General features: G+C 37.9%; 23 protein-coding genes. 18 read left to right on the top strand and 5 right to left on the bottom strand.

The window, feature by feature from the left end:
* Position 1: 1 nt before the first annotated feature.
* The 8 genes from MLOOGBEN_RS22245 to MLOOGBEN_RS22210 all read left to right on the top strand — a co-directional run bounded on the left by MLOOGBEN_RS22245 (position 2) and on the right by MLOOGBEN_RS22210 (position 7,402).
* Positions 2-949 (top strand): sugar ABC transporter substrate-binding protein, encoded by a 948-nt coding sequence (locus tag MLOOGBEN_RS22245; protein WP_179160461.1) that lies wholly within the window; start codon positions 2-4, stop codon positions 947-949.
* A gap of 567 nt (positions 950-1,516) precedes the next feature.
* The gene (locus tag MLOOGBEN_RS22240) at positions 1,517-2,050 is read left to right on the top strand and encodes a GNAT family N-acetyltransferase (RefSeq protein WP_179160460.1); all 534 of its coding nucleotides are present in this window, start codon (positions 1,517-1,519) and stop codon (positions 2,048-2,050) included.
* A 538-nt stretch (positions 2,051-2,588) separates the two neighbouring features.
* Positions 2,589-3,125: a VUT family protein gene (locus MLOOGBEN_RS22235; protein WP_179160459.1), complete on the top strand. Its 537-nt coding sequence runs from the start codon at positions 2,589-2,591 to the stop codon at positions 3,123-3,125.
* 108 nt (positions 3,126-3,233) lie between these two features.
* Positions 3,234-4,451 (top strand): MFS transporter, encoded by a 1,218-nt coding sequence (locus tag MLOOGBEN_RS22230; RefSeq protein WP_306430761.1) that lies wholly within the window; start codon positions 3,234-3,236, stop codon positions 4,449-4,451.
* Positions 4,452-4,653: 202 nt separating this feature from the next.
* The gene (locus tag MLOOGBEN_RS22225) at positions 4,654-6,096 is read left to right on the top strand and encodes a DHA2 family efflux MFS transporter permease subunit (protein WP_179160458.1); all 1,443 of its coding nucleotides are present in this window, start codon (positions 4,654-4,656) and stop codon (positions 6,094-6,096) included.
* Positions 6,097-6,368: 272 nt separating this feature from the next.
* Positions 6,369-6,743, top strand: a complete 375-nt coding sequence (locus MLOOGBEN_RS22220; RefSeq protein ID WP_179160457.1) for a DUF2089 domain-containing protein — start codon at positions 6,369-6,371, stop codon at positions 6,741-6,743.
* A complete protein-coding gene (locus tag MLOOGBEN_RS22215) occupies positions 6,740-7,129 on the top strand; it encodes an SHOCT-like domain-containing protein (protein ID WP_179160456.1) in 390 nt (129 codons plus the stop codon). The genes MLOOGBEN_RS22220 and MLOOGBEN_RS22215 overlap by 4 nt, the downstream gene beginning before the upstream one ends.
* Positions 7,130-7,132: 3 nt before the next feature.
* Positions 7,133-7,402 (top strand): hypothetical protein, encoded by a 270-nt coding sequence (locus MLOOGBEN_RS22210; protein ID WP_179160455.1) that lies wholly within the window; start codon positions 7,133-7,135, stop codon positions 7,400-7,402.
* A gap of 101 nt (positions 7,403-7,503) precedes the next feature.
* Here the strand turns inward: MLOOGBEN_RS22210 and MLOOGBEN_RS22205 are convergent, their stop codons facing one another.
* Positions 7,504-8,904: a purine-cytosine permease family protein gene (locus MLOOGBEN_RS22205; protein ID WP_179160454.1), complete on the bottom strand. Its 1,401-nt coding sequence runs from the start codon at positions 8,902-8,904 to the stop codon at positions 7,504-7,506.
* Between the two features lie 424 nt (positions 8,905-9,328).
* On the opposite strand from MLOOGBEN_RS22205, the gene MLOOGBEN_RS22200 reads away from it, so the two are divergent.
* From MLOOGBEN_RS22200 to MLOOGBEN_RS22190, 3 genes are all read left to right on the top strand, one after another.
* The gene (locus MLOOGBEN_RS22200) at positions 9,329-10,639 is read left to right on the top strand and encodes a hypothetical protein (protein WP_179160453.1); all 1,311 of its coding nucleotides are present in this window, start codon (positions 9,329-9,331) and stop codon (positions 10,637-10,639) included.
* Between the two features lie 103 nt (positions 10,640-10,742).
* Positions 10,743-11,924 carry an amidohydrolase gene (locus tag MLOOGBEN_RS22195; protein ID WP_179160452.1) on the top strand — a complete coding sequence of 394 codons (1,182 nt, stop codon included), beginning with the start codon at positions 10,743-10,745 and terminating at the stop codon, positions 11,922-11,924.
* A gap of 21 nt (positions 11,925-11,945) precedes the next feature.
* The gene (locus tag MLOOGBEN_RS22190; protein ID WP_179160451.1) at positions 11,946-13,472 is read left to right on the top strand and encodes an AbgT family transporter; all 1,527 of its coding nucleotides are present in this window, start codon (positions 11,946-11,948) and stop codon (positions 13,470-13,472) included.
* Between the two features lie 244 nt (positions 13,473-13,716).
* On the opposite strand, the gene MLOOGBEN_RS22185 is transcribed toward MLOOGBEN_RS22190, so the two are convergent.
* Entirely contained in the window at positions 13,717-14,106 is a 390-nt protein-coding gene (locus MLOOGBEN_RS22185; RefSeq protein ID WP_179160450.1) for a GtrA family protein, read from the bottom strand.
* Between the two features lie 21 nt (positions 14,107-14,127).
* Positions 14,128-15,228 carry a phosphatidylglycerol lysyltransferase domain-containing protein gene (locus tag MLOOGBEN_RS22180; protein ID WP_179160449.1) on the bottom strand — a complete coding sequence of 367 codons (1,101 nt, stop codon included), beginning with the start codon at positions 15,226-15,228 and terminating at the stop codon, positions 14,128-14,130.
* A 197-nt stretch (positions 15,229-15,425) separates the two neighbouring features.
* Between MLOOGBEN_RS22180 and MLOOGBEN_RS22175 the strand changes: the two genes are divergently transcribed.
* Positions 15,426-15,893, top strand: coding sequence for a DUF3291 domain-containing protein (locus tag MLOOGBEN_RS22175; protein WP_179160448.1), 468 nt, complete (start codon positions 15,426-15,428; stop codon positions 15,891-15,893).
* Positions 15,894-15,922: 29 nt separating this feature from the next.
* On the opposite strand, the gene MLOOGBEN_RS22170 is transcribed toward MLOOGBEN_RS22175, so the two are convergent.
* Positions 15,923-16,765, bottom strand: coding sequence for a hypothetical protein (locus MLOOGBEN_RS22170; RefSeq protein ID WP_256989215.1), 843 nt, complete (start codon positions 16,763-16,765; stop codon positions 15,923-15,925).
* 592 nt (positions 16,766-17,357) lie between these two features.
* Here MLOOGBEN_RS22170 and MLOOGBEN_RS22165 point away from each other — a divergent pair.
* From MLOOGBEN_RS22165 to MLOOGBEN_RS22145, 5 genes are all read left to right on the top strand, one after another.
* On the top strand, positions 17,358-18,164 hold the full coding sequence (locus tag MLOOGBEN_RS22165) for an enoyl-CoA hydratase-related protein (RefSeq protein ID WP_179160447.1): 807 nt from the start codon (positions 17,358-17,360) through the stop codon (positions 18,162-18,164).
* A 106-nt stretch (positions 18,165-18,270) separates the two neighbouring features.
* Complete coding sequence (locus MLOOGBEN_RS22160; RefSeq protein ID WP_179160446.1) at positions 18,271-19,728, top strand: CoA-acylating methylmalonate-semialdehyde dehydrogenase; 1,458 nt, start codon at positions 18,271-18,273, stop codon at positions 19,726-19,728.
* Positions 19,729-19,815: 87 nt separating this feature from the next.
* Positions 19,816-20,934, top strand: coding sequence for an enoyl-CoA hydratase/isomerase family protein (locus tag MLOOGBEN_RS22155; RefSeq protein ID WP_179160445.1), 1,119 nt, complete (start codon positions 19,816-19,818; stop codon positions 20,932-20,934).
* A 22-nt stretch (positions 20,935-20,956) separates the two neighbouring features.
* A complete protein-coding gene (locus MLOOGBEN_RS22150) occupies positions 20,957-22,150 on the top strand; it encodes an iron-containing alcohol dehydrogenase (RefSeq protein WP_179160444.1) in 1,194 nt (397 codons plus the stop codon).
* The gene (locus MLOOGBEN_RS22145; RefSeq protein WP_179160443.1) at positions 22,147-23,145 is read left to right on the top strand and encodes an NADPH:quinone oxidoreductase family protein; all 999 of its coding nucleotides are present in this window, start codon (positions 22,147-22,149) and stop codon (positions 23,143-23,145) included. Before MLOOGBEN_RS22150 ends, MLOOGBEN_RS22145 begins: the two co-directional genes overlap by 4 nt.
* Positions 23,146-23,221: 76 nt before the next feature.
* On the opposite strand, the gene MLOOGBEN_RS22140 is transcribed toward MLOOGBEN_RS22145, so the two are convergent.
* Positions 23,222-23,785, bottom strand: a complete 564-nt coding sequence (locus MLOOGBEN_RS22140; protein WP_179160442.1) for an OsmC family protein — start codon at positions 23,783-23,785, stop codon at positions 23,222-23,224.
* A gap of 150 nt (positions 23,786-23,935) precedes the next feature.
* Between MLOOGBEN_RS22140 and MLOOGBEN_RS22135 the strand changes: the two genes are divergently transcribed.
* Positions 23,936-24,874 (top strand): sigma 54-interacting transcriptional regulator, encoded by a 939-nt coding sequence (locus MLOOGBEN_RS22135; protein WP_179160441.1) that lies wholly within the window; start codon positions 23,936-23,938, stop codon positions 24,872-24,874.
* Positions 24,875-24,919: the final 45 nt, after the last annotated feature.

Genomic DNA, 24,919 nt, shown 5'->3' with positions numbered 1-24,919 from the left:
CGTGTTAAAGAAAGGGAAAATTTATTTGGTTATTGGTGCTGTTATTTCTGTCTTGGTTCTAGGTTTTATTTCCGTAACACTAGCTGATAAAAAGCCGACTGTGGTCGTGGTGTTAAAAGAAGGAAACTCAGAATACTGGAAAATTATGAAGGCTGGAGTAGAAAAAGGGTTTAAAGACTTTGACATCGATGGAAAGGTGATTGTGCCTATTAAATCAACTGCTGAAGAACAAGCAGATATATTAATGAAGGCGTACAAAGAAAAGCCTGATGTGATCATTACAGCACCAATCAGTGCAAGTGCACCTGTAAGCCATGCATTAGAAACGTTTACGGATGTTCCGATTTTGTTAGTCGATTCCGATCTTCCACTTATCAACAAAACAGCGTATATCGGAACCGATAATTTGGATTTAGGTAAAAAAGCCGGAGCCTTTTTAGCCTCACAGATGCAGCCAGGGAATAAGATTGCCATTATCGCAGGGGATTTGTCTTTCTCAGTTTTTAAAGAGCGGATCGAAGGTGCTACCATTGCTTTACAAAACGCAGGAATCAAAATCGCATTTGTAAAATCAGGAATACCGGATGATCCCAAAAGAATTCAAAGTTTGGTAACAGAGCTTCTGCGTGACCAGCCCGATATTAAAGGTGTCGTGACTACACATGACACCATCGCGTTACCAGTAATCAAGGAGATAAAGAAACAAGGACTCTCGATACCTGTCATTGGGCCGGATGGACTTACCGAAATGCTTGAACTTATTTCAGATGATACCGTTCCTGGTACCATGGCCCAAAACCCTTATGATATGGGATATTTAAGTGTTGAAACAGCCATGAAGGTGATTCAAGGAAAAAATGTGGAACCATTCGTAGACAGTGGAGTAGATATTATCATAAAAGAGAATGCACAGCAAAGATTAAAATTTTATGAGAAGATCGTGAAGTAGGGGACCAAGGGGGCGTTTTTTTAGGGGAAATCGGAAGTTTGCGCGTGACAAGGCCCGACTAGCGGATAGGAGCTAATCGGGCCTTTTGTGCAATCTAGAGGTAAGTTCTATTCGCAAAATTATTTAAAAGGTGGCTGTGTTAAAGCAGAATGTTGATTTTACCGTGTTTGGAAAATAAGCGGAGAATTTCCGCTTAAATTGGGAAATCCCCATATTTCCTTCATAATAAGCGGAGTTTTTCCGCTTATGGTATCCAAAATCATTGGATTTTGTCTTATTTGACTAGTTAACCGGAATATCTCCGCTTAAATCTGCTTCTTAATCTTCCTTTTCTAAAATAGGCGGAAATTCTCCGCCTATGAATGATCAACCCTACACAAAAATCAACTTTGAATTATATCACAGCCTCAGTCCTTGATACAAAGCATTGGAATTGTATGACGTTTACCTTGTTTAGCTAACACTAATGTGGGAGTTAAGTGCAATAAGGAATCCAGTTTATAAAGGGATTTTTACCGTTTAAAAAGAATTGTTAGTTGTTGAAATAAAAAAGGGGGAGATTATTAAATGTTTCCTATATTAGAGACAGACAGGCTAGTATTAAGAGAAATAACAAGAGAAGATGTAGAAGGCATATTCGATTGTTTTTCTAACATCGATGTAACACGTTTTTATGGACAAGATACATTAGAGAGTATAGAACAAGCAGAAAAGTTTGTTGATTTCTTTTCAAAAAATTACAATGAAAAAAGAGGTATACGTTGGGGGATTGAACGAAAAGGGACCAAAGGGATAATTGGAACAATTGGCTTTAATGCTTGGTTGCCTAAACATAAACGAGCAGAAATAGGGTACGAAATCCATCCAGAGCATTGGAGGAAAGGTTACACTTCGGAAGCAGTATCTAAAGTTCTTTCATATGGCTTTGATATTATGAGTTTAAATCGTATAGGCGCGGTTGTATTTATTGATAATGAAGCATCCAACAATTTGCTGCTTAAAATTGGTTTTCAAAAAGAGGGAGTTTTGAGGGACTATATGTATCAAAATGGTGTAGCATACGATACATACGTATACTCATTACTTAAAAATAGCAAGTAATTAACTTTATTAACGGGTGCGATAGTTGTACAAGAACATCCAAAGACTAAAACAATGGCTTTGTAGTTGATTACAAAAAACAGGCTTAATTAATATTTAACACAATAAAAAAAGAGCTAACTAGCTCTTGATTTAATTCGTATCAGCCCCACCTACGCTAAATACTATGATGGCCACAATTATCATCCAACCCGGTATAATTATACAATAAAATGTTTACATATACAATATATATACATAGTCTAATATATTTCATTTTGTGTCCATAGGGACGGTTCTTATGGTACATGTTAAACAAAAAAATGACCGCGAGAACCGTCCCCACGGTTTTCAGGATAAACCTATCTAGACAGAAGTCTAAAAAAATAGTAAACTAAATTTCACATAAATAAAATTCCGCATCCTGCGGTGGAGGTTCTAGCACCCCTCGGTAAAAAAACTAAGGCGAAGCAGTACTTCTCTTAGAGGTACTGTGTTTTCTATTTTAACGGGTCAATTAGGATATTCTGCGGATAAAAAATCAAAGGGAGAGGGCATCATGAGAATTTTGTTGTATTTAATTTCAATCATTGCAGCAAATGTTATAACAGCGGCATTTGCACCAATGCAATTAGGAGTCTTTATTGTACCAATGGGCACATTACTGATTGGAGCAACATTTATCTTCCGTGACTTGGTTCAAAATAAATACGGAAGAAAGAAAACCTATATGTTTATCGGTTTAGCACTTATATTATCGGCAATCGTTTCGTTCTTATTAGGGGACACATTAATTATCGTAATGGCATCTGCGATTTCTTTTATGATTGCAGAAACAACCGATACCGAGATTTATACACGTTTGAACCTGCCAATGAGCTTACGGGTCCTATATAGTGGTATTGTTGGCGGAATACTAGATTCTGCGATTTTCGTTGTCATCGGACTTAGCCCGCTCGGTGCAGGATTCCTGCCATGGGAGGCCGTTCCATTCGCCATCCTAGGTCAAGTGATTGTAAAGACAATCATTCAGGGTATCGCAGCTGTAATTATTCACCAAACCAACAACATTAGCAAAAATGCAGTTTCAAATTAAATGAAGGCTCCAAGCTCTGATGATAGAGGTTGGAGCATTTATTTAGGCGTAATCATGAAGTTGATGAAGACCAAACTTCAAATTTTAGTCCTTTGGGAGGTTTTGTGAATGATGATAAAGAATCGCTGGCTGGCGTTAACGATTATTGGAATAGCAGTCATTTTTTGTTTAAGTCTGTGGTTTAATGCCTCCGTTATTGCCCCCGAACTGAAAAAAAGCTGGAGTCTATCCCCGACCCAAGGTGCATTGCTGTCCGCAGCCATTCCCATTGGATTTGTGATTGGTGCATTTTTAAGTTCATATTTTGGGTTATCTGATCGTTTTAATATTAGGAGATTGTTTGCGATCTCAGCGCTGTCGGGTGCGTTCCTAAATGGGTTCTTGATTATCGTTGATCAAGCGTGGATCGGTATATTACTGAGAATATTAACAGGTGTAACCTTAGCGGGTGTATATCCAACTTCAGTAAAAATGATTGCACACTGGTTTCCTAAACAACGAGGATTGGCAACAGGCATTTTAATCGCTGCTTTAACATTAGGCTCCTCATTGCCGCACTTTATATCCATTTTCACGATAAATATGGATAGTCGATGGGTACTCACGATTAGTTCGACTTTAGCAATGATAGCAGCTATTTTTATTTTCTACCTATTACCTGATATTCGATTGGTTTCTAAAAATAGTTCTTGGTCTTTTTCTGTATTTGGAAAGGTACTAAAGAATAAACCAGTCATGTTAGCGAATTATGGATATTTTGGGCATATGTGGGAGTTATATGCCATGTGGACATGGCTTCCAGCTTTTTTGTCTGCAAGTTTTTTGCGGTCCGCACCAAATTTAGACCCATGGCTTAGTATGTTTGCTTCTTTTTCTGCTATTGGAATTGCGGGGGGAATTGGGTGTATAGCAGGTGGGATAGTGGCGGATAAGATAGGAAGGGCGAATTTAACGATTATTTGTATGGCGGTTAGCGCTATTTGTGCGATATTGATTGGTTTTACTTTTGGTGGTTTCATTTGGCTGACGGTTCTTGTTTCCATTATCTGGGGAGCGTCGGTCATCGCGGATTCTGCACAATTTTCTGTTGGTGTTACAGAGTTTGCTGAAGCGGACTATATCGGGACGGCCCTTACCTTGCAAATGTGTATAGGTTTTCTAATTACAATCTTGTCAATAAACCTAATTCCAATCTTTCAAACATTGTTAGGATGGAGATTTGTTTTTATCCTATTAAGCATCGGTCCGATCATTGGAATCATATCAATGGTTAAATTTAAATACTATGAAACTAGAGTAAAGACGGCAGCCAAAAGTATAATATAAAAACAATAAAACACCACAAATGTTGATATATCAATATTTGTGAGTGTTTTTTTGTTCTGGAAACTGATATCATTCCATCAAGTTATCTATCTTTAAAAGACCTTTTTATTAGGCATGAAGCTTCTGTAGAACCTTTCATTGGAATTTAGCAGGAAAACAATGTAATCTGTAACAGTATATTTTTAAATAGGGAGTTGGATGAATGGAGAGTTCAGGAAATAAGCAAACGATGATCGTTGGCCTTTTACTTGCAGGGGCTTTTATCGCGATATTGAATCAAACGCTGATGATAACAGCTATCCCTCCAATTATGGATGAAATGAGCGTTACCGCTAATAGTGCACAATGGCTGACCACCGTCTTTATGTTGGTGAATGGGATCATGATTCCAATCAGTGCCTTTTTATTAGAAAAGTTTACCACAAGACAGTTATTTATCACTGCAATGAGTGTTTTCGCAGTGGGAACGGTTGTCAGTGGGATCGCTCCTAATTTTGAAATTCTTCTTATGGGAAGAGTCATACAGTCAATGGGAGCGGGAGTGATGCTGCCATTAATGACAACCGTATTTTTACTCATCTTCCCGGTCAATAAGCGCGGGGCAGCAATGGGTCTTGTCGGCCTTGTAATATCCTTTGCACCAGCCATCGGACCAGCTTTGTCAGGATGGGTGACATCGCAATATTCATGGAGAGTGTTATTTTTTATTATTTTGCCTATTGCTCTAATCGATATTGTTGTCGCATACTTTTTCTTGAAAAATGTCACTGAGATTTCCAAGCCAAAGGTGGATATCATCTCAATCCTATTATCGTCATTCGGTTTTGGCGGTCTCCTTTATGGATTTACGAGTGCAGGAAATTACGGTTGGTCTCATCCTGCAACACTAATAACACTCACACTTGGCGGTGTATCACTGCTTGTATTTATTTTCCGCCAATTAAGACTAAAGCATCCGATGCTGGAATTCCGTGTTTTTACGTTTTCAATATTTCCTTTTTCCGTAGCAATAGGAATGATCAGCTTTATGGGCTTAATCGGAGCTGAAACAATCATTCCACTCTTTATGCAGAATATGAGGGAGTTTTCTGCCTTTGAGGCGGGGCTTGCTTTATTACCTGGCGCAGTGATTAGTGGGATTATGTCACCAATTGTTGGAAGAATATTTGATAAAGTCGGGGCAAGATGGCTCGTGATGATTGGATTAACGATCATGAGTGTTGCTTCGTTTGCGTTTACGACTTTAAGCCCATCGACTACGTTGACCTACATTACTGTCCTCTATGGGATTCGAATGCTGGGTCTTTCTATGGTAATGATGCCGGTCGCAACAGCTGCCTTGAATCAGCTGCCAAAACGATTAATTCCCCATGGGGCGGCTATGGATAATACGATGAAAATGATTGCCGCTTCGGTAGGAACCGCCATTCTTGTTACGGTCATGACAACAACAGCGGAAACAGCAAAACAGGTTCCTGACATTGCCTATCCAGATATACACGGAGCGAACATCGCCTTTATGGTCGTTTCCATTCTTTCCTTAATAGGACTGATCCTCTCCTTTTTCATTAAGCACAACCGCCAAACAGAGGGTGAAGCAGATGGAAAAAGGCGAAGAAATGTACGAGTGAAACTTCAGGAGTAAGAAACCGTGTGACCGTGGGGACGGTTCTTATGGCTTTTTTTATTACACCATGTGAAACACTCCACGGCTCATATCCCTTTCAAGACACAAAGACAGACTCTTCAATGAGTCTGTTTTTATTTTAACTTAAATACTCAGTAAATTAATTTATTCAATAAGTAAATTAATATATTGAATAAAATTATAAAATTTTATAAATAATTTTAAACACCTCATTTGAAAGTTAAAGGATATGGTGTATGATAGGATTAAATGGAAGAAAGGAGAACAGTATGGCGTATCCTTTACTCACTAATTGTCCCGTTTGCATGAAGGCGCTTAAAATTACCAAGCTGCACTGTAACCATTGCCAGACAACGATAGAAAATGAATTTGAAGTTTCAAGACTGGCGGCTCTCGGTCAGGAACAGCTGCATTTTGTTGAGATTTTTCTTAAATGTCGTGGAAATATCAAAGAGGTCGAGAAGGAGCTCGGAATATCCTATCCGACTGTCAGAGGAAAATTAGATGAAATCATCTCTACTCTGGGATATTCCTCTCAAAAGAAACCAGAAGTGGATAAGAAAAAAATTGTATCGTTATTAGAAAAAGGCGAAATTACGGCAGAGAAAGCCATTCAGTTATTAAAAGAGGGGGAAGTAGAATGAAGGACGAAATTTCGAGAGTCTTAACGCTGGTGGAGCAAGGAAAGATTGATAAGGAAAAAGCAAGTGAACTAATTACTATCCTACAAGGTAAAGATCAACCAGAGCTAGTGACAACAAAAAAAGAAGCCTCATATGGAAATAAAATGTTAAAGATTCGTGTGACCTCCGAAGATGGTGATAATGTAAATGTGAATTTACCTATTAATCTGGTAAAGGCTGTTTTAAAAGTAGGTACAAATATTGCTGAAAAAATACCTGAGGCAGAAAAATATGTAAAAGATATTAACGTTGACCTGCTCATCGAAGCAATTGAAAACGAATTGGATGGAGAGATTGTAAACATCACTTCGGCAAATGGTGATAAAGTTTTTGTGGTGATTGAGTAGAGTATGTTTAGAGTAAAGGTGAAGGAAAAGAATATGCGATTCTCTATTCCCATTCCCTATGGTGTTTTATATTTGGTTAGTTTGATTATTACATCAAAAAGAATGATTCGCTTAATAAATAAGGCAATTGAAAAGGGTGGCAGCACATTCATCTTCCCGGAAATTGAAAGTAAAGATTTGAAGCCGTTGCTGCAGGGACTTTCTAAGAATAGGGGAGTTATCCTTGTTGAAACAAAATTGAAGGATGGAACGGAGGTAGAAGTAAAGCTTTAAATAAAAATGTTAATTATTGGTTTTAACATGAGTTGTTGATTTTTATTCTGAAAAAATTTCTAAGCAAACCCTCTACGTTCATTAGTAGAGGGTTAAAATAGTCATGCAATATATTCTTCTTTTGCAATATCATTGTTTTCTTCTTTTATATAATATTTTCCTTTTGTAGAAATAGCCAAGATAATCGTTAAAATAGAGGCAAGGATAGCTGCGAAAAATGCTGCAGTACTTTGCAGGAATGTTCCCATAAATCCTAATGCAGCAACCGTGCCGAGACTACTTGCGATTAGTAATGAGCCAACACCGACAGGATTCCATTTGTGCAAATTCTGTTGTCTCGCTTCATAATATCCAGGACCAATCTTTAAGATTTTCTTAACAAAAACAGCATCTGTAACAAGAATAGCTGCCCAGGACAATAAGAAAACTCCTTGGAAAGTCAAAACGGTTTCAAGGTGATTCACAATGTCCCCAAGCATTAAGACAATGGCTGATACCCCAGTAACGACAACCCAAAAGCGTCTCCCTGGTTTAAATTTAAAAACATTTTCGAAAAAATTGGATAGTGACAAGGAACCACTATAGATATTTGTCACATTAATTCTTATTTGAGTGATCATGGTAAATAAAGCTCCCCACCCACCAAGGAGTAGAACGATATAGATTCCAGGATTCGGTTCCCCGAGACGAACACCGAACCAAATTCCAAGCCCCCCCATCACTCCGAAACAAAAGATCTGCGGGATAAATCCAATGGCAAATATTCCAATTTTAAGATCCTTCGGCTTAAGGAAACGAGCATAATCAGAAGCTAGTAGTGGTGTTAATCCCATAATTCCGTGTTGCATTCCAATACAAAGTAAAAGGGCAGTTCCGCCAACCTGAACATTTTCTGGCAAATACAACCAAAAACTTCCATCATAAACAGACGGTTTGATTGCAGCTACAACAATGGCTGCGATTAGGAAAATGCCAAAAAGCGGTAATGACCATTTTTGTAATTTATCCAATTGCTTGATTCCAAACCAATTTAATGGAATGACGATGATACCAAAGAAAAGAATTAAACCCCATTTTGGAATAAGAGGAAAGAATTCGTGTACGGCCGCAACTAAGATTAAGCCTTCAAGCGCACAGTACATAATAAAATTAGTGGCATAAATAATGGAGGTCAAGGAGGCGCCAATATAGCCAAATCCGCCACCCCTTGATAATAAATTGACGTTCATTCCTGATTTTGCCGATAAATAGGCAATGAAGGTTCCAAGAATACCGGCAACAATGATCGCATATACAGCGGAAATAATCGCATTGATGGCGCCAAATTGTAGAGCCATAACACTTCCCATTTGAAAATAAAAGATGGCCGTAGCAATTCCAAATGTGATATTTGTTATGCTTAACCAACCCATGTTTCTTTTGTTAAGAGGTACTCTATCCAATGAGTAATCATCACTCAACTCTTTGTTGCGATTCTGAACTGTAGCGTTATCAGATCTCAACAGTATCAACTCCTTTTGTGATAGATTTCACAAGGATGCTCCTTGCAATAAACAAATCCATAATTAGTGAACTAATGTCCTAATCATAACAATAATCATAGTCTGTACTCAAACATGATTATTCGACAAAATCTGTGATATAACACCTTAAGAGTAACTTTATCACCCAAATACTGCTTCTATCTTAGTAATCGTGTAATATACTCCGAATAATGCAGGAGTAATCTTGATAAATGTACGTTTTTTACGTAGAATTGATTGTTTTTTATCAGAATAGCTAAAAGAATAATGAGCGGTCACTCATAGACTTGCCACACTACGGTTCTCAAATTTAGACCAAAAGAACCGTCCCCATGGTCACCCGCGGTCATTTTTGTGCTATGCTTTTTATAATATCTATCAAATAAGAGGCAAGGTGATTCTAGTGTATAAGGTCGGAGTGGTAGGACCAGAACTTTCGATTGAGCGTATTTTGGAGGTTGCCAGGGAGTTTGAGAAAAATATAGTGTTTCTCCCATTACCTTATAAACAGGCAATTGAAACGAAAGAGATTGTGTTACAGCATAGAAAAGATGTGGATGCCTGGCTTTTTTCCGGCCCGATTCCATATGCGATTGCAAAGGGTGTAATCGGTGAAAATGATAGTCTTCATGGCATATTATCTTGGGAGACCGGGTTTTATCATTCGCTAATCAGTCTCCTTTTACAAAAAAAAGAGGGTTTTAAACAGATAAGCATTGACCTTCCTGATGCGATCAATACTTCTGAGGTGAGACAGCTAGATCCTCCTATTAAAGACCTGCGGATTCAACAATTCCCGGCAGATGTGAATGAGCAGGAAATCTATAGGTATCATATCCAGCTTTGGGAAAAGGGAGAAGTTGACGGTGTACTCACCTGTTATCCAAACGTGAAAGAGCAGCTAGAGCAGAAAGGAATACCGGTTTCATGGATGACGATTACTAGACTTGGAATAAAACAAACCCTATTATCACTTTCTGAAAAAGCAAAAGCACAATATTATCAAAATACGCAGGTTGCTATTTGTTTTATTGAAGCAGAGAAACCAGACATAGAGCGGGTAAAGGAAGAATTGCTCTATGATATCCAATCGGCAGAATTGAAAATGGAAGAAGCCTTGCTTCGAATTAGCCGCCAACTGAATGGTTCTTTTCAAAAAGCTGGCAAGGGCGATTACATGATATTTAGTTCGAGGGGAGATGTAACAAATCATATCAATATCCTTCAGGAAACCATTCAAAAAATGCATGATCAATGGAAACAGCCTATTGCAGCGGGAGTGGGGTTTGGTGATTCGGTTCTTAAGGCTGAATATAATGCCAGAAAGGCAGTTCAGCGGTCTAGGACCGCACATCAAAATATGATTGTGATTGTTGATGAACAGGGTATCGTGGAAGAATACAGAAGCAATAAAGAAATCGTGTCTTATTTAAGTGAAAGTGATCAGCCTGAATTAGTCCATAAGCTAAGTGAGGTTCAAATCAGCGTACAACTATACAATAAATTGAGAAGTTATGTGGAACAAAAACAGTGGGATACGTTCACTTCACGAGATATTGCAATGGAGCTTGGGATGAGCTTCCGCAATTCACAGCGGATTCTCCTTGGTCTCCGTAAGACTGGATTGGTCGAGGAAGTAGGCGAAACCAAAAGCAGTGATAAGGGAAGACCTTTGAAACTATATAGTTTTCATTCAAAAAATAGCTTTTCATAGCTATTTTTTTTTATTTTATTGAAAATTCCTTAAAAATTTATTATAGTATAGTAAAGCATTAACGCAATGACGTTAATTATTCGTTAAATAGGAGTGAATATAAATGGAAAATATAAATGTTTTGAATCGTATAGAAGAGGTTATTGAAGACGTGGTCGAATGGCGACGATACCTGCATAAGCATCCAGAATTATCTTTTCAAGAGTATAATACAGCCCAATATGTCTATGATGTACTCGAGAGCTTTGGAAGTTTAGAATTATCAAGACCTACCAAAACTAGCGTGGTTGCAAGGTTAAAGGGTTCTAAACCTGGAAAGGTCATTGCCATTCGTGCAGATATGGATGCACTGCCAATACAGGAAGCGACGGAATTGTCGTTTGCATCAGCAAATGATGGTGTCATGCATGCATGCGGACATGATGGTCATACTTCAATGCTGCTCGGTGCAGCGAAAATATTAATTGAACAGAAACAATCATTAAGCGGTGAGGTTGTTTTTATTTTTCAACATGCAGAAGAATTGCCTCCTGGTGGAGCGAAAGAAATGGTTGCTGCTGGGGTTCTTGAAGGTGTGGACGAAGTAATAGGCATTCACCTAATGACGACCATTCCATTCGGATCAATTGGTATTAGGAAAGGGGCTATCTCATCGAATAGTGATATATTTGAAATCACTGTCCAGGGAAAAGGTGGACATTCCTCAACACCTGAATTAACCATTGATCCTCTATCAACAGGTGCACAAATTGTAACTGGACTCAATCATATTATTTCTCGCTCAGTCGCTCCACTTGATTCGGCGGTCGTTTCCGTTACGAAATTTCAGGCTGGTGGACAAGCGCTTAATGTCATCCCGGACTGTGTTGAAATTGGTGGTTCCGTAAGAGTATTTTCACAGTCTACACGTGAACTGATTAAGAACCGAATTACAGACATCGCCGAAGGGATTGCTAAATCAAACGGTGCTGTTGCAACTGTAAATTACACATATGGCTATAATTCTGTCGTGAATGACATCGAAGTTACGGAAAGGGTAGCGAATATGATTGAGGAACATTTCCCTGAACGTAGTCTTGATTGGATTGACCCAATGCTTGGAGGAGAGGATTTTTCTGCTTTCAGCGACGAAAGACCAGGATGTTTTGTCATGATTGGAGCGGGGAATAAAGAAAAAGGCATCACCTATCCACATCATCATCCAAAATTTGATATCGATGAAGCTGCGTTAAAGGATGGATTAAAATTTCACGTCTTTACTGCCTTAACACTAACAAAAGATTAATCAACATCGAGGAGGATTAAGATGAAACAACACACAAAGAAAAAGTCTAAATCATTTTTTGATAGAATGCTTGATTCCATTGAATACGCGGGTAATAAATTACCTGATCCAATCGTATTGTTTTTTATTCTTTGCGGAATTACGTTGCTGACATCTTATGTAGCATCATTGTTTCATGTTTCAGCCATTCACCCTGTTACAGGAGAAAAGGTGGTTGTTAATAATCTTCTAGACAGTGAAGGATTAGTTGAAATCCTAACAAAAATGGTCACCAATTTCAGTGCGTTCCCACCGCTTGGCATGGTACTTGTCATGATGATTGGGATTGGCCTTGCTGAACAAAGCGGCTTCTTTGCAACATTAATGAAGCGCGCTGTTATGACAACTCCTAAGAAAGTCATCATACCAAGTATTATATTAATTGCAATAATCGGGAATGCTGCTGGTGATGCAGGACCCGTTGTCTTGCCGCCGCTTGCGGCATCGGTATTGATGGCTTTTGGTTATCATCCATTAGTTGGTTTAGTAGTCGCTTACGCTTCCACCTTAGGGGCATTTGCCGCTAACCTTATTATTGGAATGTCAGATACGCTTGTAGCAGGCTTCACAGGACCTGCTGCCCAAACTGTAAATCCTGATTATTCAGCTAACCCTGCTATGAACTATTATTTCATCGCAGTTTCAACGATTGTGTTGTTATTTGTTTCATTATGGGTAACGAATAAGTTTACGATCCCACGTTTCGGTACTTATACAGGTGATATCGAGAAGATGGAGTCGATCACGCCTGAAGAAAATCGTGGTTTAAAATGGGCGGGGATTCCTGCACTCGTGTTCTTAATCGCAATACTAGCATTGATTATTCCTGAAAACGGCATTCTACGAAACCCAGAAACGGGATCAATCATTGATGGTTCACCGTTAATTACTGGAATCGTACCACTGTTAACGATCTTTTTCTTCATTCCCGGCCTTTTCTATGGAATTGGCTCAAATAGTATTAAAACTTCGAAGGATTTCGGAGATATGGTCGGCAAGGCGATGAGTACAATGGGACCATACATTGTGTTGGTGTTCGCTGCAGCTCAATTGCTTGCCTTCTTCGCGTCGAGTAACCTAGGTCCAATCATCGCGATAAAAGGAGCTAATTTCCTTAATAATATTGGATTTACGGGTGTTCCGTTAATTGTTCTGTTTATTATTTTTGTCGCTTTTGTCAATCTATTAATAGGCAGTGCTTCCGCAAAATGGGCTATTCTAGCACCAATATTCGTGCCAATGTTTATGTATTTGGATTATCATCCTGCATTTACACAAGCCATTTACCGAGTGGGTGATTCGATTACAAACCCAATAACACCAATGCTTCCATACCTTGTATTGTTATTATCATTCGCCAAGAAATTTGATAATAAAATTGGTCTAGGAACATTAATTTCAGCACTATTCCCATACACATTATTCTTTGGAATCTTCTGGATCATTCTTGTAGTCATCTGGTACCTACTAGGAATCCCGGTTGGACCTGAAGGACCGATTCATTTATAAGGCTGTGACCATGGGGACGGTTCTGGAGGTCTTTTATATATCCATGAGAACCGTCCTCACGGTCATGATAGCAATTATTACAGGTCTCCCAAAAATGGAGACCTGTTGTTTTATTTTATTAAGATGGACCTAAACAAATATCTTTATTTGAATAAGCAGGGGAAATTGCCTGGTATTATCCAACCAATTAATTATTTTTATCTAAATAAAAGTGTCAGGCACCACGGCCTGACACTTTTTCCTACTATTTAAATGTCCAATAGTTATTCAATATGAAGTTGATGATGGGAATGATCAATGTTGTGATTAGCTCACCGATTACATAGTGAAGTGAAAGGATACTTACTACTAGATACATGATACCAAAATTTAAGGTGAAACCAATGGCAGAAACAACGAGAAAACGCCACAATTGATTGTAGGAGAAGTTGCTGCCAAAGGTATACTTTTTGTTTAATAGAAATGAGATGTAAGTCATGATGATAAAGGAAAGTGTTGATGCGAAAATAGGATCTTTGTCAAAAAGTTCAACCAAAACGAAAACAGACAGAAAATAAATGAGCACGCTTAAGCAGCCCACAATACTGTATTTAATAAATTTAAGAAATAGATCTTTACTTACGTTTACGAGCATCATTAAAGCCTCTCATTATGGTCATTCAAAACGCCATTTTGTGATAGCATTTTTAATAGAATTATTTTTTCTTTTCTTATGATCTATTAAACTACGTTTATAGTTGATCAAAAAAAGCAGTTGTCCAAAAGTTACCGGCAGAAAGGTTTTTTTGTAAGCTAAATATTTTGGTTCCCATTCGGTGGTAAATTTACTTTTAAATTCTTTTAGACCTTTAAAATTGTAGAAGGAATTCCCGTAAAGGTAGGCTAGGCGAATTAGTTTTTCACCTGTAAATGAATGTTTGCAGTTTCCTACATTTGATAATGGAGACATACCTAAACTGCAGTTTTGATATCCGTTGTTTTTTGCCCACTGAAAAATATGAATAAATAATACATCCATGGTTCCATAAGGGGTATCTGAATATTTTCTCATCAGGTCAATGGTAACCGTATTTTTATGATCAGTTGCTAACGTAGCAAAGGCAATGGGTTCACCTGCAGGGTTGTGTAAAAGTGCGATAGGGAAACGCGAAACATATTCTTTGCTAAAAGAGACGACTGAAAACCCTTTTTCCTTCTGACTGCCTAACCAGGAATCGGAAATAAGCTTTAATTCGGAAAGCATGTGAGTTGAATAAGGGGGGTGGACTACGCTAACTGTAAAAGAATTTCGCGTAAATTTATTCAATTTTGTTCGTAATTTTGCTCCTTGTTTTCCTTCTAAAGAAAATTGTTGGAGATTCACTAACCCCACTTCACCAACCTTGAGGAAGCGAAAACCTGAATCATGATAAAAGTGCATATACTGTGGACTTATTTGATAGAAAACAGGTTTAAAGCCTTTGCTTTTGCTATATTCACAGAAATCTTTTATGGATTCCTGAATTTTTGCTTCAGCTCCAATTGGATCACCTAAAACCATTAATTTATTTGCAATGCGTTTATATACAATAAGTACATCTCGCTCTTTCGTCCAAAAAATCTCTTTATCTTTTAAGAAAATCAAATGAGAAGCATGATTTCCTCCATTGTCTTGTATAAAAGAAGACAATTCATCATATTGTAGATCGATGTTACATATGGGAGACTTTATCATCTCACCTTGTTCTTTAATAAAGGATGTATTCACATCAAACATGAAAGGTTTCCTCCTGAAAAAAATCAACTATTATATAATAACATAGGAAGAGTTAATTGACTGTGTAGAATTTATTGTAAATTTAAAAGTGGAATACCACATGGACCACAGGGACGGTTCTCACGGTCATTTGATAGAAAAAAGACCAAAAGAACCGTCCCGATGGTCTTCGATGGTCTTTAAATGGAGGGATACATATGGCTTTCGTTTCGATTTATACGGTGGGCATGCTTAAACATCATTATGATCACCCGGCATCTCGTGAGTTTTATGAAGTGGGACACCAAGTAATGCGACAGGCTGCTAAAACAGGGCAGCTAATAGAGGAGTTTTCCCCTTTTGGAGTCGCTATCCCCGAGGAAGCTAAAAAAGGGGATGGTTTCCCCGTTCTTACACTGACTGTATGGAAAAGCCTTCATGGCCTATATCGTTTTTCCTACTCAGGTCAGCACAGCCAAGCCATGAGAGATAGGAGCAAATGGATAGAGTCTTATCCAGAGAAACACCTTTCATATGTTGTATGGTGGACAGAGAAGGTTAAGGATGTCTCTTGGCAGGAGGCTTTTAAAAGATATAACTTTTATTTAAAGCATGGCCCCACTTCTTTTGCGTTTGACTTTAAGCACACTTTTGATGAAAAAGGTGAGAAGTATGTAATTAAGTAGCGCGGTTCGTGAAAAAGTACAACCCAAAATTATGATTCACTATGTAGCCAATCATAGTACATGACCTCGCCTGATTGGAGCACAAAGTGTATCGGCTTACTTTCACGAACTTCAAATAATTGATGAAGAAAGATTTCTTTTAATTTGTTGGTGACAATTCCGTAAAAGAAGGCAATCGGTTTTACTACGGTTTTGGTAGATTTCAGTTTACAGATAAGCTGCTTAAAGGATTGAATGATGAGAGTGAGAACGTCCCCTGCGTGCTGGTCACATTCAAATCGAAATGCAGCAATTTGTACCATATGCCAGTATTCTTCAATTGTTTTCGCATCAGAGAAGAAGTATTTTACAAGCTGGATAAATGCTTGTGGAACTTTATCACTAACAAAAGTGTGATCGAGTTCAATACGCGCTTCGTTACGTTTATTACTCTTTTGTTTATTAGTTTTTAAAAGATTATTAGTTTCTTTAGGCTGGTACAATTTTTTTGCCTTGGGTGGTTCACATTGTGGGAAACGATTAAAGCTATAAAGGTTTGAAGACTGTGAACCATTTTTTCGTTCTGCTTCATAGATCGTGAGGATTCCTAAATCCTTCGCTTTGATGATCATCCGTTTAAAAGTAGAGCGGGAGATTCCGTTCCCTTGATATTCTTCATTAATTGCTTTTAACAGAGTCCCAATCTTTGCATTACAAACCCCAGGAACTTTTGCAGAAAAACGAAGCAGACGTTTTAATCCGACAAGCTCACCCTTCGAGAACTCATGCTTCTTCACCGCTAACCACATCTCCACATATGTGTTAAACTCTTTCACACTTTTAAACTGGGAATACTCTTCAAACCCTTCAATTCTGCCAGATTTCAAATTCAAAAAAATGCACCACCTTTTCTACCCTCTATATATGGAAATAGGGTTCAAAAGGACAGGGTGATTTGTGAGAAGTTGTTACAGTATTGTGAACAGCTAATGGCATCTACTCTAACATTATGGTAAAGCCTTTAAGACTTAAATCGTTTTACCTATTAACTTCAGCACATGCAACCGGTGAAAGACTGAAGTAAATGGATTGGGATTATCAAGTGAAGGATGTCTACTCGCAGTAGGCTTTCAAAAGTTACTAAACCTTTCTTATTTGTTTTGTCAAAAGTATATTGTAAAAGTGCTTACCCAAATTATCATAGGGTGGAAGAATTAGGAGAATTTGAATCTCACCCTTCGATGAACTCTTAGCATAGATTTTTTTAATTCAAGTTGACTTAAAATAAGTCAATTTGAATGAATTGAAGAACTAGATTAGTTGTACTATTGCGTGTATTTTGCACTTCCTTAGTTGGTATAAAACTTGCAAAGAAATAAGTATAATAATCTTCCAGATTTATTTGGAGGATATTCTTTTTACCATAATGATCTTAAGTGATGCGTAAAAAAGAGTAAGTATATTCAAAGAATAGGAGTGGTTTTAATGACAGTGGGAGTGGGAAAAAAATTTTCAAACGTAAAATTAAAGGTGGAAAACAATATTGCTTTTATTTTTGTAGACAATCCTCCAGCTAATGCATTAAATTCGCATACGATTAATGGTTTAAAGGAATGTATTCACTTTATTAACCAAGAGGATAGTCGGATTAAAGTAGTTATTATTTCGGGTGAAGGGAAATTTTTTATTGCAGGAGCTGATATAAAGGAATTTGTTCCTGCAATTGGTAATTCTCAAACCGGGGAAGAAATGGCTAAAAGAGCACAGGCATTATTTAGTGAAATTGAAAAGATGGAGATCCCCATTATTGCTGCAATAAATGGAGCTTGCTTAGGAGGAGGATTGGAATTAGCAATGGCATGTCATATGAGAATAGCTGCCGATGATGCATTGTTGGGACAGCCAGAGGTAAACTTAGGGCTTATCCCAGGATTCGGTGGCACACAGCGGTTACCAAGACTAACGAATAAAGCCAAGGCCATAGAACTAATATTAACAGGTGATTTTATCAAGGGACCTGAGGCTGAGAGAATTGGTCTAGTAAATCGATCATGTCCAAGTGAATTTCTAATGGATGAAGCCATTAAGCTTGCCAATAAAATTGCAAATGAAAGAAGTGCAAAATCAGTGGCCGCTGCACTTTATGCGGTGACAAAAGGTACAAAGGTGGAGTTGGAAGAAGGATTGGATCTAGAAGCTGGCCTATTTGGGAAATTGTTTAATACAGATGATATGAAAGAAGGCGTAACGGCCTTCGTTGAAAAAAGAAAACCGAACTTCATAGATAAATAACGGAAAGTTTTTTGTTTTTAATAATATTGGTAGAGCCATCTCTAAGGTGTGTTTTTATAATCGTTGTGCCTAATCGTAGATTAATAAATGTGAGGGGATTGAAAAAATGAAAACTGTGACAGAAACAAATACCTTAAAGAATTATATTGGTGGTAAATGGGTCCCGTCTGAAACAGGTAAAGTAGAGCTCGTTTTTAATCCTGCTACTGGGGAAGTAATCGCAAAAGTTCCACTATCGACAGAAAAAGATTTAGAAATAGCAGTTGAAAGTGCCAGCAGTGCTTTTAAAAGCTGGGGGAAAACACCTGTACCACGCAGGGCACGGATTCTTTTTAAATATCAGCAGCTTTTAATTGAAAATTGGGAGGATCTAGCGAAGCTAATTACCCAAGAAAATGGAAAAACATATGATGATGCTTATGGTGAAGTACAGCGGGGAATTGAATGTGTAGAATTTGCTGCAGGTGCACCGACATTGATGATGGGTGAACAACTTCCAGATATTGCAAGCGGCATTGAGTCTGGTATGTATCGGTATCCAATAGGAGTGGTTGGGGGAATTACCCCTTTTAACTTCCCGATGATGGTACCTTGCTGGATGTTTCCACTTGCGATTGCATGTGGAAATACCTTTATCCTTAAACCTTCAGAAAGAACCCCTATCTTAGCTAACCGTCTTGCCGAGCTTTTTTCCGAGGCTGGGCTGCCAGATGGAGTATTAAATATCGTGCATGGTGCGCGTGAAATTGTAAATGGTATTTTAAGAAACAAACAAATAAAAGCAGTTTCATTTGTGGGATCTCAGCCGGTAGCTGAATATGTGTATAAAGAAGCTGCTGCAAATAGAAAGCGTGTTCAAGCCTTGGCCGGGGCAAAAAATCATTCCATTGTTATGCCTGATGCAGATCTGGATAATGCGGTTAATAATATTATTAGCGCTTCGTTTGGTTCAGCAGGGGAGCGCTGTATGGCTTGTTCGGTAGTTGTAGCTGTCGGTGATATTGCCGATGAATTAACAAGCAGATTAAAGAAAGCGGCGGATCAGATAAAAATGGGGAATGGGTTAGATAAAAGTGTATCTCTAGGACCAGTAATCCGTGATTCCCATAAAGAAAGGACCATAGAGTATATTGAAATTGGTGAAAAGGAAGGGGCAAAATTAATAAGGGATGGAAGAAATGATCATGTCGATGAAGGGGGTTATTTCGTTGGGCCGACGATTTTTGATCAGGTTAATCCCGAAATGCAAATTTGGAAGGATGAAATCTTTGCACCTGTTCTCTCTATTGTACGAGTAGAAACACTTGAGGAAGCAATCGAAATTGCCAATCAATCTGATTTTGCTAATGGTGCTTGTCTGTATACGGATAGTGCGAAAGCTGTTCGTACCTTCCGTAATGAAATCGATGCTGGAATGCTTGGCGTCAACCTTGGAGTACCAGCGCCAATGGCATTTTTTCCGTTTTCAGGTTATAAAGATTCCTTTTATGGTGATCTCCATGCAAATGGAAAAGATGGTGTGAATTTTTATACACGTAAGAAAATGTTAACTGCCCGTTATTAATAGGTCTTGCAGGAAGGTGTTTCTGTTTAAGGAGAACCGGCTCCTTCCTGCAACTATAGGAATAAATGATAGGAGTTGTTCATTAAAGTGGATTCAAGTGTTCTTACCGAGATAGTAAATAATGTTGGCTTCATTCGACTAAATCGTCCAAAGGTTCTTAACTCATTAAATGTAGAGATGGTAAAAATCATATATGAACAATTACAGAACTGGCAAGAGGACCCAGAAGTTGCTTTCGTCTGCATTACAGGGGAAGGGAAGAAAGGACTTTGCGCCGGTGGTGATATGCGGGCTTTCTATGATTTGAAAGATAAAAATGGAAAGGAAGTAGCAGCTGAATTCTTTTCCATTGAATATCAAATGGATTTGATGATCCATCGCTACTCTAAGCCCGTGCTGGTCTATATGGACGGAATTGTGATGGGCGGAGGGGTTGGTCTCTCCATTGGCGGCAGTCATCGTATCGTTACCGAAAATACAAAATGGGCAATGCCTGAAATGAATATCGGATTTTTTCCAGACGTTGGTGCAAGTTATTTTCTAAATCAGATGCCAGGCTGCACGGGTCGTTACTTAGCATTAACATCCAGTATCATGAAGGCAGAGGATGTGCTATACACAGGTGCCGCAGATTATTATATAAGTAGTGCAGATTGGCCCGCATTAATTTCAGAAATACTATCAAAAAAATGGACATTATTAGGAGCGAAAACTGAGCTTAATAATTTAATAGAAAAATATTACAAACCATGTGAGATGAATTTGTCGTCGCTTTCATTTTCACAGGAAAAAATCAAACAGCATTTTCAATTTGACACGATGGAGAAAATTCTCGCTTCAATAGATTACAGCATTACAATGGATAATGATGATCATTGGGCTAAGGAAGTGAAAGAGATTCTGTTATCAAAATCTCCCATCTCGTTAAAAGTTACTCTAATTCAATTATTGGAAGGTAAAGAAAAAACACTTGCGGATTGTTTTAAAATGGAGTTTGCCTTAAGTATGAATTTTATGGATAACGATGATTTTTATGAAGGTGTAAGGTCTGTTTTAGTAGATAAAGACCGATCACCTAAATGGAGGTATCCTAGTTTAGATAAATTGGGAATGGGGGATATCCTTTCTTATTTTCGATGGGATCGGAATGAAGAAGTCTTTATTGCACTTGATAAATTGGATGATAAGACTATCCATAAATTTTAAAAATGAGTAGGGGGAGTATAGAATGCATTCCTTTTCTAGTGTTTACATGCCAAAAGCCACATTTTATGGAAGAGATTCTTTTCAAAAGGTCGGAGAAGCATCATGTGATCAAGGAACTAAGGCCCTGATCATTAGCGATAAGATTATGAATGATTTAGGCTATGTTGATCGATGCAAGGATTTGTTGAATCAATCTGGGGTAACCTACGCAACATACTTGGATGTGGAAACAGAGCCAACGGACGTGTATGTACGCGAGGCTCTTTATGTATATCGACAAGCTGAGTGTGATCTTATTATTGCATTAGGAGGCGGAAGTTGTATTGATGCTGCAAAAGCAGTTGCGGTTCTTGCTAAAAATGGGGGCGAAATCAGCGATTATTCTGGAAACAAAAGAATAGCAAAAAACGGATCGGTGCCCCTAATTGCTATACCAACTACTGCGGGGACTGGGTCAGAAGCAACAGATGTTACAGTCATAACGGATACAAAAAATGATGTAAAAATGATGATCAAACAGCCTGCCCTTTTGCCAGATGTTTCGATTGTAGATCCATTACTTACCATTTCATCACCAAAACATGTAACCGCTGCTACTGGTGTTGATGCACTTACACATGCCATTGAGGCATATATTTCCCGTCGCTCACACCCATTTACTGATACGCTAGCTCTTTCTGCTATTCAATTAATCTTTGAAAGTATCCAGCAGGCGTATGATAACGGATCAGACATTGAAGCAAGAGAAAAGATGTCTTTGGGAGCTTGGAAGGCAGGGATTGCTTTTTCTAACGCATCTGTATGCTTAGTTCATGGTATGTCAAGACCGATAGGTGCTCTTTTTCATGTTCCGCATGGAGTTTCCAATGCCATGCTTTTGCCTGCAGTATTAGAGTTTAGTCAAGAGGAATGTGTAGATAAACTAGCACAAATTGGTCTTTTTATTAAACCTGAATTGAAAGGGCTTCCAAATAATGAAATTGCAAGGACATTTGTTAAAGAAGTGAAAAAACTGTGTGTCCAATTAAAGATCCCAAACATGAAGCAGTGGGGGATTAACAAAAAGGAATTGGACCAAGTAGTTCATAAAATGGCGAAGGATGCTTTAGCTAGCGGAAGCCCTGCTAATAATCCAAAAGTACCAATAGAGGATGAAATTGTTGCTCTTTATCAAGTTTGCTTTGATTATAACATGAAGGAAGAAGTGAAATTATGATTACCTCCTTTAAGGCTTTCATGGTAGATAAAGTGAATGATCAATTCACTGCTCAGATCAAAAGAATAGAAATGGAAGATTTGCCTGAGAGTGATGTCATCATTCGAGTTGCTTATTCAAGCATTAATTATAAGGATGGATTAGCCAGTATACCAAACGGTAAGATTGTCCAATCCTATCCCTTTATTCCAGGAATCGATATGGCTGGAACGGTGGTAAATTCCAAATCTCCAGCTTTTAAAAAGGGGGATAAGGTCATTGCGACAAGTTATGGTATCGGTGTTTCCCATTACGGTGGGTACAGTGAGTATGCCTCTATTCCATCTGAATGGTTGGTTCCGTTACCTAGTAATCTTTCTTTTAAAGAAGCGATGGCTTATGGAACGGCAGGTTTTACAGCAGCACTATCTATTTATCGGTTACAAGAGAATGGACTGACCCCCGATAAAGGCCCAGTTTTAGTCACAGGTGCTACGGGAGGTGTAGGAAGTATAGCGGTTGCCATTCTTTCTAAGCTTAAATATTATGTCGTTGCTAGTACTGGAAAAGAGAGTGAATATGACTACTTGCGTTTTCTAGGAGCTAAGGAGGTTATATCCCGAAGCGAATTAACACATGAATCAGTGCGGCCGTTGGAAAAACAGCGATGGGCTGGCGCAGTTGATCCTGTCGGAGGGGAAACGCTTGTTTCGGTTTTATCTCATATCCACTATAATGGATCAGTAGCTGTTAGTGGATTAACAGGAGGAAGTAAGTTAAACACTACCGTTTTTCCTTTTATATTGAGGGGAATCAATCTCCTTGGTATTGATTCTGTTTTTTGTCCGATGGAAAAAAGGTTGAAAATTTGGGAAAAAATAGCGAATGATTGGAAGCCGGACACACTCTCATCTACTATAGGTCAAGAAATATCTTTAGAAGAATTGCCGGAAAATTTAAAAACTATTCTTAAAGGACAATTTAGAGGAAGAACGATTGTGAATGTAGAAGAATAGTAAATAAAGAGTGTTGATTGATCAACACTCTTATTTTATTTATTAATTTCTGAATATTTTTACTAGTTAAGCGTTTCTATTCTTCTACCACTAAATCACATAATACATCAATTTCATTAGCAACTGTCGCTCTATTTGGAGAGGTTTGAATTACCTTATTATGAATATACTCAAATTGTTCTTTTGTCCCATTTCCTTTAACCCGGATTGTATATTTTACATCTTTGAAACCAATTGGAGAATCGGGATTTGCTTCTAGAAAACCTCTCAAATCTAGCCCAGCTTCAAGATCAACTTCAAGTTTTTCAAGGGTAATACCTAATACAGAGGCTCCAACTGAATAGCCTACAAGAATACAACCGCCCATTCCGCCTAGCAAGTATTCTTGCGGTGTTGGATTTGTGTTTTCACCCAAAAGCTGTTCAGGTTCATCAATGATGAAGGAAAAATTCCTTTCTATCTTTTGGTTGCCCAAAGTGATTCCAGTAGAAGATACTTTGGATTTCGTACCGCCAAGCCATTTTAAGTTTACCTTATAATCAATCATGCCATTCGCGGGATTCTTAGCAATATCCTCTTTAAAAATTTGTAAGGCAGGTACGTTAATTCCATTTTGCTGGATAGCAGCTTTTTGACTCATATTTGTCATTTCCCCTTTCGGAATATTCTTTACATTCTAAATATTAAGAGTTAAAGCGAAGCTAGTAAATAAAAAGTAAATAAAAAAACAATCCAAAATCATTTCCACTGGAACGATTTGTTACCACATTATAAAGAGGTGTTTTTGTCATTGAGAAAAAATTTAAATCAAAACCTGTCACTGTATAAAGATAGAGAGATGCTGACATTTATAGAAAAAGCTAAATCAATTGCAAAAAGTAATTCAGACGTATTGCTCTATGGTGAAGAAGGTACTGAGAAGGAATTAATAGCTGAGACCATTCATGTGTTAAAAAACGAGGCTCAAGAGCTGCCTTTTGTAACTATTAATTGTTCTTATCTCCCTGATGAATTATTTAATGTGGAACTATTTGGAAAGGGTAGAGAGGAACCTGGACTGCTGGAAAAGACAAAAGATGGAACGATTCATTTAGAAGAGATTTCAGAACTATCACTATTTTCGCAATCACTGCTCTTGGAGGTGATCAAAAACAGAAGCTTTAGAAGAGTTGGAGATTGTAGTGATACGAAGGTAATGTGCAGAATTATTGCCTCTTCAAAAATGGATTTACTGCCGTTAGTGAAGGATAGGAAGTTTCTTTTTGAACTTTATTATTTAATTAGTGTTTTGCCAATTCATATCCCTCCGTTAAGAAATCGAAAAGAGGATATTCACTCATTAGCTAATTATTTTGTGAATGATTATAATCAATCTTTTATTTATAATAAAAAATTTCTTCACCCAGATACAATCAGGCTATTACAGAGCTATGAATGGCCAGGAAATACGATGGAACTGAAAAATGTGATTTCGCGAGCAATCCATTTTTCAACATCCAATGCTATAAGGCCAAAAGATATTTCTTTGGTGCCTATCACTCCAGCAAAACATACACAGTTTTCTCATTCATTAAAGGATTTACTTCAATCCTATGAAAAAAGTATTGTTGAACAAGCGCTAAAGCAGTATAAATCTGCACGCAAAACAGCTGATATCCTTGATGTAAGTCATACAACCATATTAAAAAAAATACACAAATACGGTTTAGAGACTTATTTATCTTCTTAAATAAATCTTCCATATATTATTTTGTTGAGAGGTGGTATCAGGAAA

Source organism: Bacillus sp. EB106-08-02-XG196 (assembly GCF_013396335.1).
Taxonomy (GTDB): domain Bacteria; phylum Bacillota; class Bacilli; order Bacillales; family Cytobacillaceae; genus Neobacillus.
This window is presented reverse-complemented; position numbering and strand designations above follow the sequence as displayed.

What these genes read in the sequence shown, in the direction of transcription:
- MLOOGBEN_RS22230 (WP_306430761.1), top strand. Translation starts at nt 3,234, where the DNA reads ATGATGATAAAGAATCGCTGGCTGGCGTTAACGATTATTGGAATAGCA.
- MLOOGBEN_RS22160 (WP_179160446.1), top strand. Translation starts at nt 18,271, where the DNA reads ATGAAAACTGTGACAGAAACAAATACCTTAAAGAATTATATTGGTGGT.
- MLOOGBEN_RS22240 (WP_179160460.1), top strand. Translation starts at nt 1,517, where the DNA reads ATGTTTCCTATATTAGAGACAGACAGGCTAGTATTAAGAGAAATAACA.
- MLOOGBEN_RS22215 (WP_179160456.1), top strand. Translation starts at nt 6,740, where the DNA reads ATGAAGGACGAAATTTCGAGAGTCTTAACGCTGGTGGAGCAAGGAAAG.
- MLOOGBEN_RS22190 (WP_179160451.1), top strand. Translation starts at nt 11,946, where the DNA reads ATGAAACAACACACAAAGAAAAAGTCTAAATCATTTTTTGATAGAATG.
- MLOOGBEN_RS22235 (WP_179160459.1), top strand. Translation starts at nt 2,589, where the DNA reads ATGAGAATTTTGTTGTATTTAATTTCAATCATTGCAGCAAATGTTATA.
- MLOOGBEN_RS22165 (WP_179160447.1), top strand. Translation starts at nt 17,358, where the DNA reads ATGACAGTGGGAGTGGGAAAAAAATTTTCAAACGTAAAATTAAAGGTG.
- MLOOGBEN_RS22150 (WP_179160444.1), top strand. Translation starts at nt 20,957, where the DNA reads ATGCATTCCTTTTCTAGTGTTTACATGCCAAAAGCCACATTTTATGGA.
- MLOOGBEN_RS22210 (WP_179160455.1), top strand. Translation starts at nt 7,133, where the DNA reads ATGTTTAGAGTAAAGGTGAAGGAAAAGAATATGCGATTCTCTATTCCC.
- MLOOGBEN_RS22195 (WP_179160452.1), top strand. Translation starts at nt 10,743, where the DNA reads ATGGAAAATATAAATGTTTTGAATCGTATAGAAGAGGTTATTGAAGAC.
- MLOOGBEN_RS22225 (WP_179160458.1), top strand. Translation starts at nt 4,654, where the DNA reads ATGGAGAGTTCAGGAAATAAGCAAACGATGATCGTTGGCCTTTTACTT.
- MLOOGBEN_RS22185 (WP_179160450.1), bottom strand. Translation starts at nt 14,106, where the DNA reads ATGCTCGTAAACGTAAGTAAAGATCTATTTCTTAAATTTATTAAATAC.
- MLOOGBEN_RS22180 (WP_179160449.1), bottom strand. Translation starts at nt 15,228, where the DNA reads ATGTTTGATGTGAATACATCCTTTATTAAAGAACAAGGTGAGATGATA.
- MLOOGBEN_RS22175 (WP_179160448.1), top strand. Translation starts at nt 15,426, where the DNA reads ATGGCTTTCGTTTCGATTTATACGGTGGGCATGCTTAAACATCATTAT.
- MLOOGBEN_RS22220 (WP_179160457.1), top strand. Translation starts at nt 6,369, where the DNA reads ATGGCGTATCCTTTACTCACTAATTGTCCCGTTTGCATGAAGGCGCTT.
- MLOOGBEN_RS22145 (WP_179160443.1), top strand. Translation starts at nt 22,147, where the DNA reads ATGATTACCTCCTTTAAGGCTTTCATGGTAGATAAAGTGAATGATCAA.
- MLOOGBEN_RS22140 (WP_179160442.1), bottom strand. Translation starts at nt 23,785, where the DNA reads ATGAGTCAAAAAGCTGCTATCCAGCAAAATGGAATTAACGTACCTGCC.